Raw genomic sequence first — 13,812 nt, forward strand, 5'->3', positions numbered from 1 at the left:
ACTCGCTTTTCCTATTTATATACACTTACCGTTTTTCCGTTAATTTTAAATTTGACATTACTAACATCCGAAATAACTTCCAAAATTTTATTTACCTCGGCATATTTATCAATTCGCACGAAATACTTCTCCGCCTTGGCTTCCGGGTTCTCGTAGAACACGGAGAAACCGTACCAGTCTGCCAATTTATCAAGTATGGTTTCCAACGCTTCGTCTTTGAAAAAGAAGATATTATCTTTCCAACTCACGAACTCCTCGACATCCACGTTTTCCACGCATATCGGAGCCGTAGTTTTAGCCACGAAAGCCTGTTGATTCGGAAGAAGTATTGCTTCTGCCTTGTCCCGGCTCACACGCACTTTACCCTCGACCAAAGTAGTGATGACGGAATGATCCGGATTCGATTTCACGTTAAACTCCGTCCCCAACACATGCACATCCCCATTCACCGTGTGCACGATAAACGGATGCTCCTCATCCCGCTCCACGTCCAGGTAAATTTCCCCGCTTTCAAGATAAATATCCCTAGTCGTCCCGGCAAAAGCTACCGGAAATCTTAACCGGGTTTCCTCGTTAAACCACACCTTTGTCCCGTCGGCAAGAGAAACATGATACTCGCCACCCTTGGGAACTTCTACCGTATTGTACTTGATGACTTTCACGGTATCAGCAATTTTATTTTTCTCGTACTCCAATTCATTTCCCCGGTTCACGGCGTGAAGCGTGATCTGTTCGTCCTTAACCTCTCGTCCCAGATTCACCACTTTTCCGTCATCCAAGATCAGGCGAGGTTGCTTCCGTACCGGGGCAGACAAAATACTTTCTTGCTGGACCTGTGCAGTAACTATTGTCTTTGGTTGGGATTCTTGATTCAACCAAAAATAAACGGCTACAGCTAACGGCAATGCCAAGATGGCTGCATAACGAGCCACGATCATCACACGACGGGGATGCTTGCGTGTGTTCACAATCTGCTCGTGCAATTCACGGCTTGTCACCCTTGCCTTCATCTCCCGGTAATCCTCGTCGCTGATATTCAATCTTGCCCGTATCTCTTCCAACTGCCGGGCATCCTCCTCCGACAAGCAATCGAAAATATCTTTTGTTATTAATTTCCTCAGTTCTTTCATCATCTATTTCGTCTTTCTAACCATGATACACGCCAGAAAGAAAAATGTATGAAAAGAAATATCACTTTTAATATTAATTAACAAAATCACCAAATACCTCTAGTAAAAACTTATTTCACCACGTGTGAGGCTTATCCAGAATATCGATGCCGGCATACCCGTATACCCCGTCCCGGGAGATCATCGGAACCACCATCAAAGACTGAACACCTTGGGCGGTAAGGCGTGCCCTCTCGACGAAAGCCTCCGCCGGCAATTCGTCCAAACTTGCCAAAATAATGGGAGAAGCCTTCGTTGCCAACTGTTCCGTCCACCAGGGAATCTCCTTCATCGGGAAATTCTCCATGTAATCCTTTTTCTTGAAAGATTTATAACTCCCCGCCTCGTAGCAACAAGTTTGAGTTCCTTTCTCCCAGTCATACTCTATAATATAGGTGCACCCTTCCGGGTAATATTGCATAATATCCCCCAGTATCTTATTCACGACACCACTCATGTCGTCCGAACGCAATAAAGACAATAAAGAACGGGATATGCTATTTTGTTGAACGAATAAATTATTTACCCTTTGTATAGCGGAGGTACTGGTATCCATACTCTCCGGAATATCCAGGCACTCCATGAAACCGCACGTTCTCAAAAATCCTTCCTCGTCCACTTCCTTCGAACACAATTTCACGCGTATCCAGATAATCTCGCCATGAACCTCTACCGGATACACCTGATCGTAAACGTTCTGCGTCTTCCCGAAAACAAATTCATTCACCGTGCGCAGGCGATAATCCTTCCGGATGAAGGAATGAAAATCCTTGAAACTGACAATACCATCCTCTCCCAGATCAAGTAAATCACGAATAAATTCGGAACACACGTAATATTCTCCGGAAGACGGGCATCACTTAACCGATCCTTGCTATCCACTTTATATTTTTTTTTAATTTCTAAAAACAAACACCTAACGTCACAGAAATAGAAAAATATCAAGTAGTTGCACCTTTGGAGACAAAAATAATATTAAATTTCATTTTTCAACGCTTGCCGAATCTTCGTGTAGGCTTCTTTCTTGTAATGCCGTACCGTGTTGTATTCCATTTCAATTTGCTCGGCTATTTCCTTCGTGGAATACCCTTGCAAGGCAAGTTCAAGAATCACTCGTTCCCGCCGAGGCAAACGGTCTATCAGCTCGTGCATATAATCGTGCGTATCGACAACAACGAACTCTGTCATCAACTCCGGCGGAGTTTCCGTGTACACTGGACGAGCGTTGCGAAGGAAATTAAGACATAGGTTTTTCACCGTGGAATAAAGATAAGAGCGTTGTTCCGATTCGTTCCGTTCAGCCAAAATACGCTCGTAACCGTTCACGAAAGCCTGATGAACGATATCCTCCGCCTCCTCGGGACAGAATCGTGCCGCATAAACACGTAACTCGTGTTTCAACTTGCAATACAAATGCGCTATTATTTTCTCTTTATCCTCTATCATATTCTACCGATCCCCCGTGAAACACAAGACTTCTCCCCTCCAACGCCAGGATAGAAATAAACCTTCGTTTCGTGATTTCAAAAATAACAATAATACCACACAAATACCAAAATTAGTGTTTTTTTTATTCCACGCTTAGTATCATGCACATACGAGAATGTGAGATCAATATCCACTCGTGATTTATTTTCTTTAATCCACTATTATTAAACGAACCATTAATGATATTTTTCAAATTATACCTACTTTTGTTTTTCAACGAAGTAATTACATTTAAAATGAAAATTGCCAAGCAATTCCTTCACCCGACTCTAACGATCATCCTTTCCTGTATCATGTTCTGTTCCTGCCGGAATCATGATTCGAGATTGGAATACGCCCTGCAAGCCAGTGAAAACAACCGAGATGAACTCGAAAAAGTACTGACACATTATTCCCGTGACCCGAAAGACAGTTTGAAACGGCAGGCAGCCCTATTCCTGATAAAAAATATGCCAGAACACTTCTCTTACAACGGGCAATACCTTCAAAACTTTAAGCAAGCCGTGGACACGAGCGTACAAGACTACTTGTTGAAAAAAGTAATCCTCATGCAACCCGCGCGTTACACCCGTTCCCGGCAACAATTACAAATCGAAGCGGACATCAAACACGTGAAAGCCGATTATCTCATTCATAACATCGAAAAGGCGTTTCAACAATGGACTACCCGTCCGTGGTTGGAAGGATTATCCTTCAACGATTTCCTGGAATACCTCCTGCCTTATCGCATCGGCAACGAAACGCTGGACTATTGGCGGGATTCACTCGCCCCGGAACAGGAAAAACGTATCCAAGAAGCGATACAGTATTTCGACGACCGAAAATACTCCGTTTATAACATCAGCCAGCAAATCAGCGACCATGCCCAAGCTTATCAAACAAACGTGAGTTTCGTGGTCGACATCCCGTTCAACACATCCGAATGCGTATTTATCAGTCGCTTGCAATTACTGGTATACCGCATGGCAGGAATTCCCGCCGCAACTGACCACGTCCCTTGCTGGGCGGACATGAATGGATTCCACGAGTGGACGGTCGTCATCGACCCCAAGAAACAAGACATCCTCCACGGGCAACTGGAAGCCAAAAACGCCCCGAAAGTATTCCGCCGTACTTATGCCGTGAACAAAATCCCCATTCCCCGGGACAACGAATACGTCCCGCCTTTCTTCCGGGATCCTTTTAACCGGGATGTAACGAGCAAATACCAAGCGACGTCGAACATCACCGTGAAAACAGACATTCCCCGCGGCAGTTTCCCGGTCTATCACGCGTACCTCGCCATTTTCAATGACAGCCGGCTACGCATCGTGGATTGGAGCGAAATACGACACGGGGAAGCCACGTTTCGCGATCTCGGGCGGGGTATTATCTATTTCCCCGTTTATTTCGAAGAGGACAATCAAAAAAACTTCTCTTATCCCTTTATCCTCCATGCCAATGGAACGACCACGTCCCTGAGACCGGATAAAACACACCTGCAAACCGTGAAACTTACCCGAAAATACCCGTTACATAGTAATAAAGTATATCACGGGAACGCGCTTGTCGGGGCAAATTTCAGATGTACCAACGATCCCACGTTCAAGACTTCCCGACTCGTGCACCACGTAGACAAGAATCCCAATATGTACCCGGTAATCGTTCCCGTCGACACGACATTTGAATGCCGCTACTGGCTATTCGACCACACGAAAATGGCAGAACTCTCTGAATGGGTATTTAAAGACAACCGGGGAAACATCATCCGGGGAAAAGGCATCGATCCCATCGGCGAAAGCGCACGTACCGAGAATATCTTTGACGGGAACGCCCTCAGCTACGGGCGACTCTCCCGACAATTCATCGTTGATTTCGGGCACCCCGCCAGCATCTCGGAAATGCATTACCTGCCCCGCAACGATGCCAACGGCATCTACCCAGGCAACGAATACGAACTCTTCTATTTCGATCGTGACGGCTGGCAATCGCTCGGTTGCAAAATTGCCACGGGATACGAGATCCAATTTGACTCCGTTCCCGCCCATGCCGTCTATTGGCTTCAAAACCACACCACCGGAAAAGAAGAAAGAATATTTACTATACAGGACGGCAAACAACGATTCTGGTAACAGCCCCTAACAATCCGGAATCCCCCCGGGAGAAATCCAAGATTTAGCCTCTTGACCGGGTTGACTAACACTTTTGTCGGGCTATTGGCTGACTATTGGGCGACTATTAGGCGTCTTAGCCTACTACTCACCTACTCTTAGCCCACACTTAGCCCACGTTTTAACGGAAAATATGCTTTTTTAATGTACACGGAAAATAAATCCCACGAGAGAACGGGACGACCGATCCTCGACAAGATTTATTCGGCGATTAAGGTCATCCCCGGCATATTCCCTAGTCAAGTCCATGGTAAGCGCAAATTCACGGAAGAAACAAGGAATCCATTAATTCCTTCTCTTTCAGAATCTATCGAACAAAAGAACGATTCCCCCGTAAATTTTATAACCATTTCTCCTTTGAATATCGGGAAAAATGGCTAATTTTAGGCTAGTCATTAAATTGAAAGGTTATGTTGGACACGATAAAAAAGTTCCTGAAGGAACATAATATTGATCAAAAGGCGGGATTTATCATCGCCGTTAGTGGCGGAGCAGACTCCATCACCCTGCTTCACGCGTTCAAGTATTTGAATTTAAACATCTTTGCCTTGCATTGCAATTTCAATCTCCGGGGCAAAGAATCCAACATGGATGAACAATTCGTGAAACGTTTCTGCGAAACTTACGGCATCCCCATGAGCGTGAAACGTTTCGACACGCAGGAGTATGCCAAGAAAAACGGCATCAGTATCGAAATGGCGGCACGAGAATTACGCTATGCGTGGTTCGAGGAAATGCGCCAAAAGAAAAAAATGGACTATATTGTCGTGGGACACCATGCCGACGACCTAGCGGAAACACTCTTTATTAATATATGCCGCGGAACCGGAATAAGAGGACTAACGGGAATCCGCCCGGTCAAAGATAAAATATTGCGCCCGCTTCTGTCCCGTTCACGGGATGAAATCATCGCGTATATCGAGCAAAACCAACTCGGTTACCGTACCGATTCGACCAACAATTCACTCGATTACGTGCGGAATAAGATCCGCCATCTCATCATACCCGTTTGTAAAGAGATTAATCCCTCTTTCCTCCACACCACGCGGGAAAACTGCGACACGATGAAGGAAGTGGAACAAATCTACCAGTACGGCATCTCCTGCTTGAAAGCAGACATCGTCAGCGAGGAAAACGGCGAGATACTCATTGACATCAAAAAAACGATAGCATCCCCCGCACCTTATACCTTCCTGTTTGAATTTTTAAAACCTTACGGGTTCAACTCCACGCAGATTGAAGACATTCTGAACAGTAACGAAGCCATACCCGGCAAACAATTCGAAGCGGGAGAATACCTGCTCACGAAAGGTCGGGTGTACTGGCGACTTTTCAATATTCTCGAGAAGGAAGAAGAACGCCAACTTCTAGCCGACAGCGGGGAATATCACTTGGACGATTTCACGTTCACCCTCGATGAACAAGAGATAGACGACTCGTTCACGGTTCCGCAGGACGCGGAACTCGGGTGCTTCGATCTGGATAAAATCACCTATCCTCTCGTCCTGCGCCACTGGTCTACGGGGGACTGGTTCTGTCCTCTCGGCATGAAACGGAGTAAAAAGAAACTGAGTGACTTTTTCACCGACTTGAAATTCAGTGCCAAACAAAAGAAAGAGTGCCTCATTCTTCAATCGGGCAAAGACATTATCTGGGTCGTGGGACATCGCATCGACGACCGCTATAAGGTTTCTCCCACGACGAAAAGGATATTAACAGTGAAAAGGAAAACAAAATAAAAAAGAGGCATAAGCCTCTTTTTAACACACTAACAATAAATTTACTACACTTATAAAAGCAAAAAACATTTCCTTTCATTACGGGGACAAAGATAATTATTTAAAACGTTTGCGCAAACTTTTTTCACAAAAAAAACGTTCGCGTATAACTAATCTAAAAGTTCTTTGTTTTTCATTTTTTTATCCATACTTTTGTGTGAGTTTACGACATTAAACGAGAGAGTTAACACCTTTATTAACCAAATAATAAAAGAAAAAATGGCAAAGATTAAAGTGGGTATCAACGGATTCGGACGTATCGGTCGTCTGGTTTTCCGCGCTGCAATGACGAGAAACGATATCGAGATCGTGGGAATTAACGACCTGATCGACGTCGATTACATGGTTTATATGTTGAAATATGACACCATGCACGGTCGTTTCAACGGAACTGTTGAAGCTAAAGATGGCAAACTCGTTGTGAACGGACACGCTATTCGTGTTACGGCAGAAAGAAACCCGGAAGATTTGAAATGGAATGAAGTAGGCGCTGAATACGTGGTTGAGTCTACCGGACTTTTCTTGACAAAAGAAAAAGCAGAAGCACACTTGAAAGCCGGCGCTAAACGTGTGGTTATGTCTGCACCGTCAAAAGACGACACCCCCATGTTCGTGATGGGTGTAAACCATAAAACTTATGCCGGACAAGCTATCGTGTCTAACGCTTCTTGTACCACGAACTGCTTGGCTCCGTTAGCTAAAGTAATGCATGACAAATTCGGTATCGTTGAAGGTTTGATGACTACCGTTCACGCTACAACCGCTACTCAAAAAACGGTTGACGGTCCTTCCATGAAAGACTGGAGAGGCGGACGTGCAGCAGCAGGAAACATCATCCCGTCTTCTACCGGAGCAGCCAAGGCTGTTGGTAAAGTTATCCCGGAATTAAACGGTAAATTAACCGGTATGTCTTTCCGCGTTCCGACGTTGGACGTATCCGTGGTTGATTTGACCTGCCGTCTGGAAAAAGCTGCTACTTACGATGAAATCAAGGCAGCTATGAAAGAAGCTTCAGAAAATGAATTGAAGGGGATTTTGGGTTACACCGAAGAAGAAGTTGTATCATCAGATTTCTTGGGAGATGCACGTACTTCTATTTTCGACGCGAAAGCAGGTATCGCTTTGAACTCTAATTTCGTGAAACTCGTATCCTGGTATGACAACGAGTGGGGATACTCGAACAAAGTTCTCGAGTTAATCGCTCACATGGCTACTGTAAAATAAAAAAAGGGGCAATCGCCCCTTTTTTAGTTCATAAAGTCTATAAAGTTCATAAGGTTTATAAAGTTTCAAACCTTGCTACTTTATGAACGTTATAAACTTCACAGACTTTATAAACTTCATAAATTATATGACAGATAATCAGCAAAAACGACCATACCGACTAGGTTTGGCATTAAGTGGAGGGGGAGCCAGAGGATTCGCTCATTTGGGAGTATACAAGGCTATGCAGGAGTTAGGAATCAAACCGGACATCATATCAGGAACCAGCGCGGGAGCGATAGCCGGGGTTATGTTTGCAGCAGGGCGCACTGCAGAAGAGAGCGTGACTTTTTTTAAAGGAAGAAAACTTCTTGACTTTGCCCGTCCCCTCGTTTCTACAACCGGAATCATGCACATGAGCGGAATGGGAAAACGATTATCCGAATTTATCGGGGTTAAAACATTTGAAGAACTGCAAATCCCGCTGGTTGTCACAGCCACTAACATGAACTTGGGAATACCCACGCACTTCAATAGCGGTGAAGTCATTCCCCGCGTGTTGGCATCTTGTGCCATTCCCATTGTATTTACACCCGTGGTCATTGACAATCACCAGTATTCCGACGGGGGCGTGTTCATGAACTTTCCCGTGCGCCCGATACGTGACCTTTGCGACGTGGTTATCGGGGTGCATATCGACCCGCTGGAACCCAGCAATCATATCAAGAGCATCGTTCATCTAGCCGAACGCTCTTTCCACATGGGCATTCTTTCCAACATGAGCATAGACACCCGGCTTTGTGATGTCGTCATCGTACCGAAACACATTAGCCGTTACAGTATGTTCGACCTCAACAATGTCGAAAAGATCATGGAAGAGGGCTACAACCAAGCCAAGATAGTATTCTCCCGCCCGAGAATCATCAAGAAATTGAAAATGGAAAATTAAAAGTTGAAAATGGATATTCGGGACTCCTTAAAAAATATTGGTATCACCTCACTGAACGAGATGCAGGAAGCTTCTCTCGAGGCTCATCGGAAAACGGATCATATCGTGCTTCTCTCGCCGACGGGATCGGGCAAAACGTTAGCCTTTCTCCTGCCCTTGCTGGAAACACTGGACGCGGAGAATCCCGGCATACAGGCGTTAATCCTTACCCCGGCACGAGAATTGGCTATGCAGATTGAAAACGTCTTTCGTTCATTAAGAAGCGGTTTACGAGTAGTCTGTTGTTACGGGGGACACGACATCAACGTGGAAACCAGAAGCCTTGCGCACGCTCCGGCACTACTTATCGGGACACCGGGACGCATACTCGATCATATCGAACATGAAACAGTAGATATTAGCACTACGGCTACAGTTATCTTGGATGAATTCGATAAATCGTTGGAATTCGGTTTTCTAGGCGAGATGGAACGCATATTTTCCTACCTCCCGAATTTACACAAGCGGGTTCTGACCTCTGCCACGAATGTGGTTGAAATACCCGCTTTTACAGGGGTCAACTCTCCTTGTATTCTGGATTTTCAACATACAAAATCTCCTGATATCGCAATAAAATCGGTCTACACGGGAGGCGAAAACAAACTCGAAACTCTGTATAAATTACTTTGTGAACTGGACGAAGCTCCCGTGCTCATATTTTGTAACTTCCGGGAACGAGCCGAAGAAGTCAGCAATTATCTTTGGGATCGGGGTGTCGACAACGAGTTCTTTCACGGCGGCATGGAACAGGACGAACGGGAACGGGCTCTATGCAAATTCCGCAACGGAAGTACCAATATTTTTATATCCACCGACTTGGCTTCCCGTGGACTGGACATCCCGGAAATAAAATATATCATCCACTACCATCTGCCGCCAAAAGAAGATGCCTTTATCCATCGCAACGGGAGAACCGCCCGGATGAACGCTTCCGGCACCGCATTCCTTTTGTTTGACGACGAAGAAAACCTGCCGGAATACCTGACAGAAGCCCCGGAAACTTTCACGCTGACAGGCAAAAGAACCTCTCCCGCCGTTCCCCGCTGGACAACCTTGTATATCGGGAAAGGCAAAAAGGACAAAGTGAATAAAATGGACATCGTGGGTTTCCTCTGCCAAAAAGGGCAACTCAAGAAAGACGACATCGGTAAAATCGAAGTTAAAGATTACCATGCTTTTGTTGCTGTCCGACGAGGAAACATCCGTCAGTTACTCTCCCGTATTAACGGGGAGAAGATCAAAAATACGCGGGCTAAAATTGATATAGCGCGATAAAAATGCCCCGTTGACTTCATGTAACGGACAAAGCCATATCCGATTCTTGTGCCGAATCGCGATATGGCTTTGTTCGTTTTATAGTTATAACCGGGAAACTCGTTTTATTTTTGAAGTATCTGTTCAAAAATAGCCTGAATAGCCGGATCGGAAGGGCGAGGGGCGTTGGCATCGTACACTCGGCCTTCTTTGTCTAAAAGGATGAAACGAGGAATACCTTTGATGATGAAATATTCCGAAATCTCGGAACCGGTCGGGCATTTCTCGATGAGTTGCACGCCTTTCAACTGTTCTTCTTTTACGGTTTTAGCCCATTTCTTTTGATCGTTGTCGCTTGAAATGCTCACGAACTCGATTCCCTTGCCGGCGTATTTTTTTTCCAGTTCTTTCAAGTACGGGATTTGGGCACGACAGGGACCGCACCACGTTGCCCAGCAATCGATATACACGTATTTCCCTTTGAAAGAGGAGAGGGCAATTTCTTTGCTGTCGATATCCAAGAAGGTAAATTCGGGTATGGCTTTACCTTTCAGTACCCGGCTCCACTCCTCGTAGTCTTTCTTGATTTTATCCTGAAGTTCCGTGGAGGATACGCGACGGTTAAAAATATCCATTAACGGGTCGATCTGTTCCGCACCCCGCCATTGCATATAATTGGTCAAAACGGATTCCATCAATAAATCCGTGATTCGTGGGTTTTGGAAATGCTTGTCAATGTAGTTCATCTGGCTTTGGGCAACATGGAACAGGTCATCTTTCCCGGCTTCGTGCCATGCCACGAAATAAAGGGCGTTGGTCATGAAATTCCGGTAATCCTCAGTGGGCAGGAGGGCTGTTTGTTCCAGCATCTTCTCTTTCAAGAAGGGCACCAGTTCCTTACTCCATTGGCGGTAAGCAAAGATACGGCAAAGTCCTTGGTATTGCAACCGTTCCCGTTCGATGGTTTTAAACTCGGGCGAGAGGGTGGTTGCTTCCAGTATATCACAAGTACGGGCAATGCTGTCTTGTATGGTTTGCAACACCTCTTTTTCTCCCATGCCTTGCGAGAAAGGAATGTTAGAACGCTGGTGTGCATCGAGGAAATTATTTTCTTCGGCTCCTTTACCCGTGAATTTGTAACGGGAACTTCCCCCGGGGCGTTGGTATTGGATAGTCAGGTCATTTCCCGGTTGCAGAAAGACCATCTTATTCACGCTTCCCATGCGGAAAAACGCATAGCCGGGCGTCAACTCTTTGATGGTAAACACGGCACCTCGCACGCTATCGTAGGGAACGGTCAAGGTATGTCCGTCTATTTCCAATTGAGCCTCTTGGGAGTTATTAACATAACTCTTGAAGGTCAAGACGGTCTGTCGGGGTTGACACCCCGACAGGATTCCCGTCATCACTACAAAAAAAATAATTCGTATCGTTAAATTTCTCATGACTTATTCATTTTTGTAATCGTCTATGTCCGTGTAATAATCTGCACGGTTATCGTTTAGAAGATATTTGGCAAAATAGTACCAGATTTTGTATCGCCAGAAAAGATCTTTCTTCCCCTTGTACAAGTGTGCCTGACCGGGTAACACATACATCTCGAAGTTCTTGCCGGCATCGATGAGCGCACTGACAAGACGAAGGGATTGTCCCGGGTGCACGTTATTGTCCTCGTCCCCGGTGATGACTAAAAGATGCCCCTTGAGTCGCGGTGCCAATTCCCCGGTGGTGGGTATTTTACACGAGAAGATCGTGTCTTTACCTTTGACCGTTTGGGTCACCCCGTGATGCGTTTCTCCCCATGCCTGGTTGTAGATGTTGTTATCATGGTTTCCCGAGGAAGCCACAGCTGCTTTGTAAAAATCAGGATACGTGCAAATGGCTGCTGCCGACATGAATCCGCCTCCCGAGTGACCGAATATGCCTACACGATTGATATCGATAAACGGATATCGGTCGGCCAATTGTTCGATACCGCTCTTGTCGTCGGCTAACGGGTAATCCCTGAGATTGCCGTACCCGTACGTGCGGTAAGCCTTGCTACGCAAGGGGGTTCCCCCCCGGTGTCCGAAGTTCACAACGATAAAACCGACTTGTGCCAAGGCAGCGTTATGATTGCCGGTAGCGGTGAAGTTCAAGTCCAGCGCATCCATCTGGGGACCGGGGTAGACGTAAGAAATGATGGGGTATTGTCTGGTGGAATCGAAATCGAACGGTTTCCACATCACGCCGTACAAGTCGGTTACCCCGTCGGCGGCTTTTACCGTGAAACGTTCGGGCATTTTCCAACCCGACGCAAACAGAGCGGACAAGTCTGCTTCTGCCAACTGGCAGATTAATTTCCCGTTTTTATCACGCAGCACGGAACGAGGAGCCAAATCCACCCGGGAGAAGTTGTCCGTGAAGTAATTCCCGGAAGGGCTGAACGTCACGTCGTGATTGGCATCCTCGGGCGTGAGCAGTTTTATATCGTTCTTCCCGTCGAGGTGCACTTTATACAGGCAGGCGTAATAGGGATGCATCTCTTTTTCCCGCCCGTGACCGATGACGTACGCTTCCCGCCGGTTCGTGTCGATGCGTACAATTTTTTCCGCCATCCAATCTCCCGCCGTGAGGGCTCTTTTCAATTTCCCGTCAGCGGAGTAAAGATAATAATGTCCCCATCCGCTGCGTTCCGACCACCAGATAAATTCGTTGTCATCATTGATAAAGGAAATGGATAGGTTTCGGTCATTGAAATTCGGTTTGCATACCTCATTCAACACGACAGTCACTTCGCCCGTTTTCGTGTCTACCCGACAAATATCCAATTCATCCCGCGTGCGTCTCATGCGTTGCACGTAGAGGTAGGCGCCGTCTTTGGTGGCGTACAGGAAATTGAGGTACTGGTCTTGCCACTTCTCGATGGCAACCTTCGTGATTTTCCCGGATTCCGCATCAATTAAAGAGAGTTCATAGTGGGGCACTTTTTTGTCACCCGGCATGGTGTATTTTTGGTTCCCGGTCATGAACGTGACCATGCGGGGACGCCCCGCGGCAGAGGCACTTACCAATAGTAATGTTTCAAGTCCGCGGATGTCTTCCCGGATGACAAACATCCGGTGAGTGCCTTTTATCCATCTGGCTCGGGTGGTGAATATCCTTTTCCCATCCCCCGAGGCGTCATCCGAGTACGAGAACTCTTGCACCCCGTCCGTGGTGATTTGGCGGGCGAGAGAATCAGGTGCGCTCTCCTCGCGCAGCCAGAGGTTATGCTCTTTGGCGTAAGCGACATACGCCCTGTCTGAAGAATAGGAGTAGAGAATGGAAAGCGGATTATGCGGTTTCTGCTGTTGGGTTCCCGGCTTTTGGCGGGGCACCTCCGTGCATTTGCCGGTCTTCATGTCATAACTCAATTGCACCTGATTCGCCCAAAAGGTAAATACGTTTTTGTCTTTACCAAAAGACGGGGTGATACTCAAGTCCCGGGCGTTGCACGGCTTGTGGGTCAACTCGCTGATCTGTGCCGCCATCTTCTCGCGGTCGAACAAGTGCACGGGTTTTCCCTTCCGCGGATCCACGTGGTAAAATTTCCCCCCCCGGCTGGTTTTGTAGGAAAACCAAAAACAGTCGCTATCGGGTATATAGTTGGCTTTTACCGCCCGGGAGTAAAGCAGACTCCCCGCGTTCGCCACGGAATATTTATCCGCCAATTTATAGTTGGCTTTTTGTTGCCCGTCAACCGCAACAGGCAATAAAAAGAACAAACTCATCCATATACTATACCATCTCAACATATCTTT

11 protein-coding genes are annotated in these 13,812 nt (G+C 46.4%); 6 read left to right on the forward strand and 5 right to left on the reverse strand.

Going from position 1 to position 13,812, the window contains the following annotated elements; genetic code table 11:
- Window positions 1–11 precede the first annotated feature (11 nt).
- The 3 genes from A3CY_RS0100070 to A3CY_RS0100080 all read right to left on the reverse strand — a co-directional run bounded on the left by A3CY_RS0100070 (window position 12) and on the right by A3CY_RS0100080 (window position 2,615).
- Window positions 12–1,133, reverse strand: a complete 1,122-nt coding sequence (locus A3CY_RS0100070; RefSeq protein WP_018335831.1) for a FecR family protein — start codon at window positions 1,131–1,133, stop codon at window positions 12–14.
- Window positions 1,134–1,245: 112 nt separating this feature from the next.
- The gene (locus tag A3CY_RS0100075; protein ID WP_018335832.1) at window positions 1,246–2,001 is read right to left on the reverse strand and encodes a GAF domain-containing protein; all 756 of its coding nucleotides are present in this window, start codon (window positions 1,999–2,001) and stop codon (window positions 1,246–1,248) included.
- Window positions 2,002–2,144: 143 nt separating this feature from the next.
- On the reverse strand, window positions 2,145–2,615 hold the full coding sequence (locus A3CY_RS0100080) for an RNA polymerase sigma factor (protein ID WP_018335833.1): 471 nt from the start codon (window positions 2,613–2,615) through the stop codon (window positions 2,145–2,147).
- 278 nt (window positions 2,616–2,893) lie between these two features.
- Here A3CY_RS0100080 and A3CY_RS0100085 point away from each other — a divergent pair, with 278 nt between their 5' ends.
- From A3CY_RS0100085 to A3CY_RS0100110, 6 genes are all read left to right on the forward strand, one after another.
- The gene (locus A3CY_RS0100085; protein ID WP_155828138.1) at window positions 2,894–4,768 is read left to right on the forward strand and encodes a hypothetical protein; all 1,875 of its coding nucleotides are present in this window, start codon (window positions 2,894–2,896) and stop codon (window positions 4,766–4,768) included.
- A gap of 183 nt (window positions 4,769–4,951) precedes the next feature.
- On the forward strand, window positions 4,952–5,188 hold the full coding sequence (locus A3CY_RS0100090; RefSeq protein WP_018335835.1) for a hypothetical protein: 237 nt from the start codon (window positions 4,952–4,954) through the stop codon (window positions 5,186–5,188).
- 29 nt (window positions 5,189–5,217) lie between these two features.
- Entirely contained in the window at window positions 5,218–6,546 is a 1,329-nt protein-coding gene (tilS, locus tag A3CY_RS0100095; RefSeq protein WP_018335836.1) for a tRNA lysidine(34) synthetase TilS, read from the forward strand.
- Between the two features lie 258 nt (window positions 6,547–6,804).
- Entirely contained in the window at window positions 6,805–7,809 is a 1,005-nt protein-coding gene (gap, locus tag A3CY_RS0100100; protein ID WP_018335837.1) for a type I glyceraldehyde-3-phosphate dehydrogenase, read from the forward strand.
- A 127-nt stretch (window positions 7,810–7,936) separates the two neighbouring features.
- Entirely contained in the window at window positions 7,937–8,737 is an 801-nt protein-coding gene (locus tag A3CY_RS0100105) for a patatin-like phospholipase family protein (protein WP_040371332.1), read from the forward strand.
- 9 nt (window positions 8,738–8,746) lie between these two features.
- A complete protein-coding gene (locus A3CY_RS0100110; protein WP_018335839.1) occupies window positions 8,747–10,051 on the forward strand; it encodes a DEAD/DEAH box helicase in 1,305 nt (434 codons plus the stop codon).
- 104 nt (window positions 10,052–10,155) lie between these two features.
- Here the strand turns inward: A3CY_RS0100110 and A3CY_RS0100115 are convergent, their stop codons facing one another.
- Window positions 10,156–11,475 carry a TlpA family protein disulfide reductase gene (locus A3CY_RS0100115; protein WP_026207135.1) on the reverse strand — a complete coding sequence of 440 codons (1,320 nt, stop codon included), beginning with the start codon at window positions 11,473–11,475 and terminating at the stop codon, window positions 10,156–10,158.
- A gap of 3 nt (window positions 11,476–11,478) precedes the next feature.
- Window positions 11,479–13,806 carry a S9 family peptidase gene (locus tag A3CY_RS0100120; RefSeq protein ID WP_051082658.1) on the reverse strand — a complete coding sequence of 776 codons (2,328 nt, stop codon included), beginning with the start codon at window positions 13,804–13,806 and terminating at the stop codon, window positions 11,479–11,481.
- Window positions 13,807–13,812: the final 6 nt, after the last annotated feature.

The sequence above is a fragment of the Butyricimonas synergistica DSM 23225 genome, assembly GCF_000379665.1.
GTDB lineage: Bacteria > Bacteroidota > Bacteroidia > Bacteroidales > Marinifilaceae > Butyricimonas > Butyricimonas synergistica.

Excerpts from the sequence above, each read along its gene's own strand:
- A3CY_RS0100070 (WP_018335831.1), bottom strand. The coding sequence starts at position 1,133 with ATGATGAAAGAACTGAGGAAATTAATAACAAAAGATATTTTCGATTGC.
- A3CY_RS0100080 (WP_018335833.1), bottom strand. The coding sequence starts at position 2,615 with ATGATAGAGGATAAAGAGAAAATAATAGCGCATTTGTATTGCAAGTTG.
- A3CY_RS0100085 (WP_155828138.1), top strand. The coding sequence starts at position 2,894 with ATGAAAATTGCCAAGCAATTCCTTCACCCGACTCTAACGATCATCCTT.
- A3CY_RS0100090 (WP_018335835.1), top strand. The coding sequence starts at position 4,952 with ATGTACACGGAAAATAAATCCCACGAGAGAACGGGACGACCGATCCTC.
- tilS (WP_018335836.1), top strand. The coding sequence starts at position 5,218 with ATGTTGGACACGATAAAAAAGTTCCTGAAGGAACATAATATTGATCAA.
- gap (WP_018335837.1), top strand. The coding sequence starts at position 6,805 with ATGGCAAAGATTAAAGTGGGTATCAACGGATTCGGACGTATCGGTCGT.
- A3CY_RS0100105 (WP_040371332.1), top strand. The coding sequence starts at position 7,937 with ATGACAGATAATCAGCAAAAACGACCATACCGACTAGGTTTGGCATTA.
- A3CY_RS0100110 (WP_018335839.1), top strand. The coding sequence starts at position 8,747 with ATGGATATTCGGGACTCCTTAAAAAATATTGGTATCACCTCACTGAAC.
- A3CY_RS0100115 (WP_026207135.1), bottom strand. The coding sequence starts at position 11,475 with ATGAGAAATTTAACGATACGAATTATTTTTTTTGTAGTGATGACGGGA.
- A3CY_RS0100120 (WP_051082658.1), bottom strand. The coding sequence starts at position 13,806 with ATGTTGAGATGGTATAGTATATGGATGAGTTTGTTCTTTTTATTGCCT.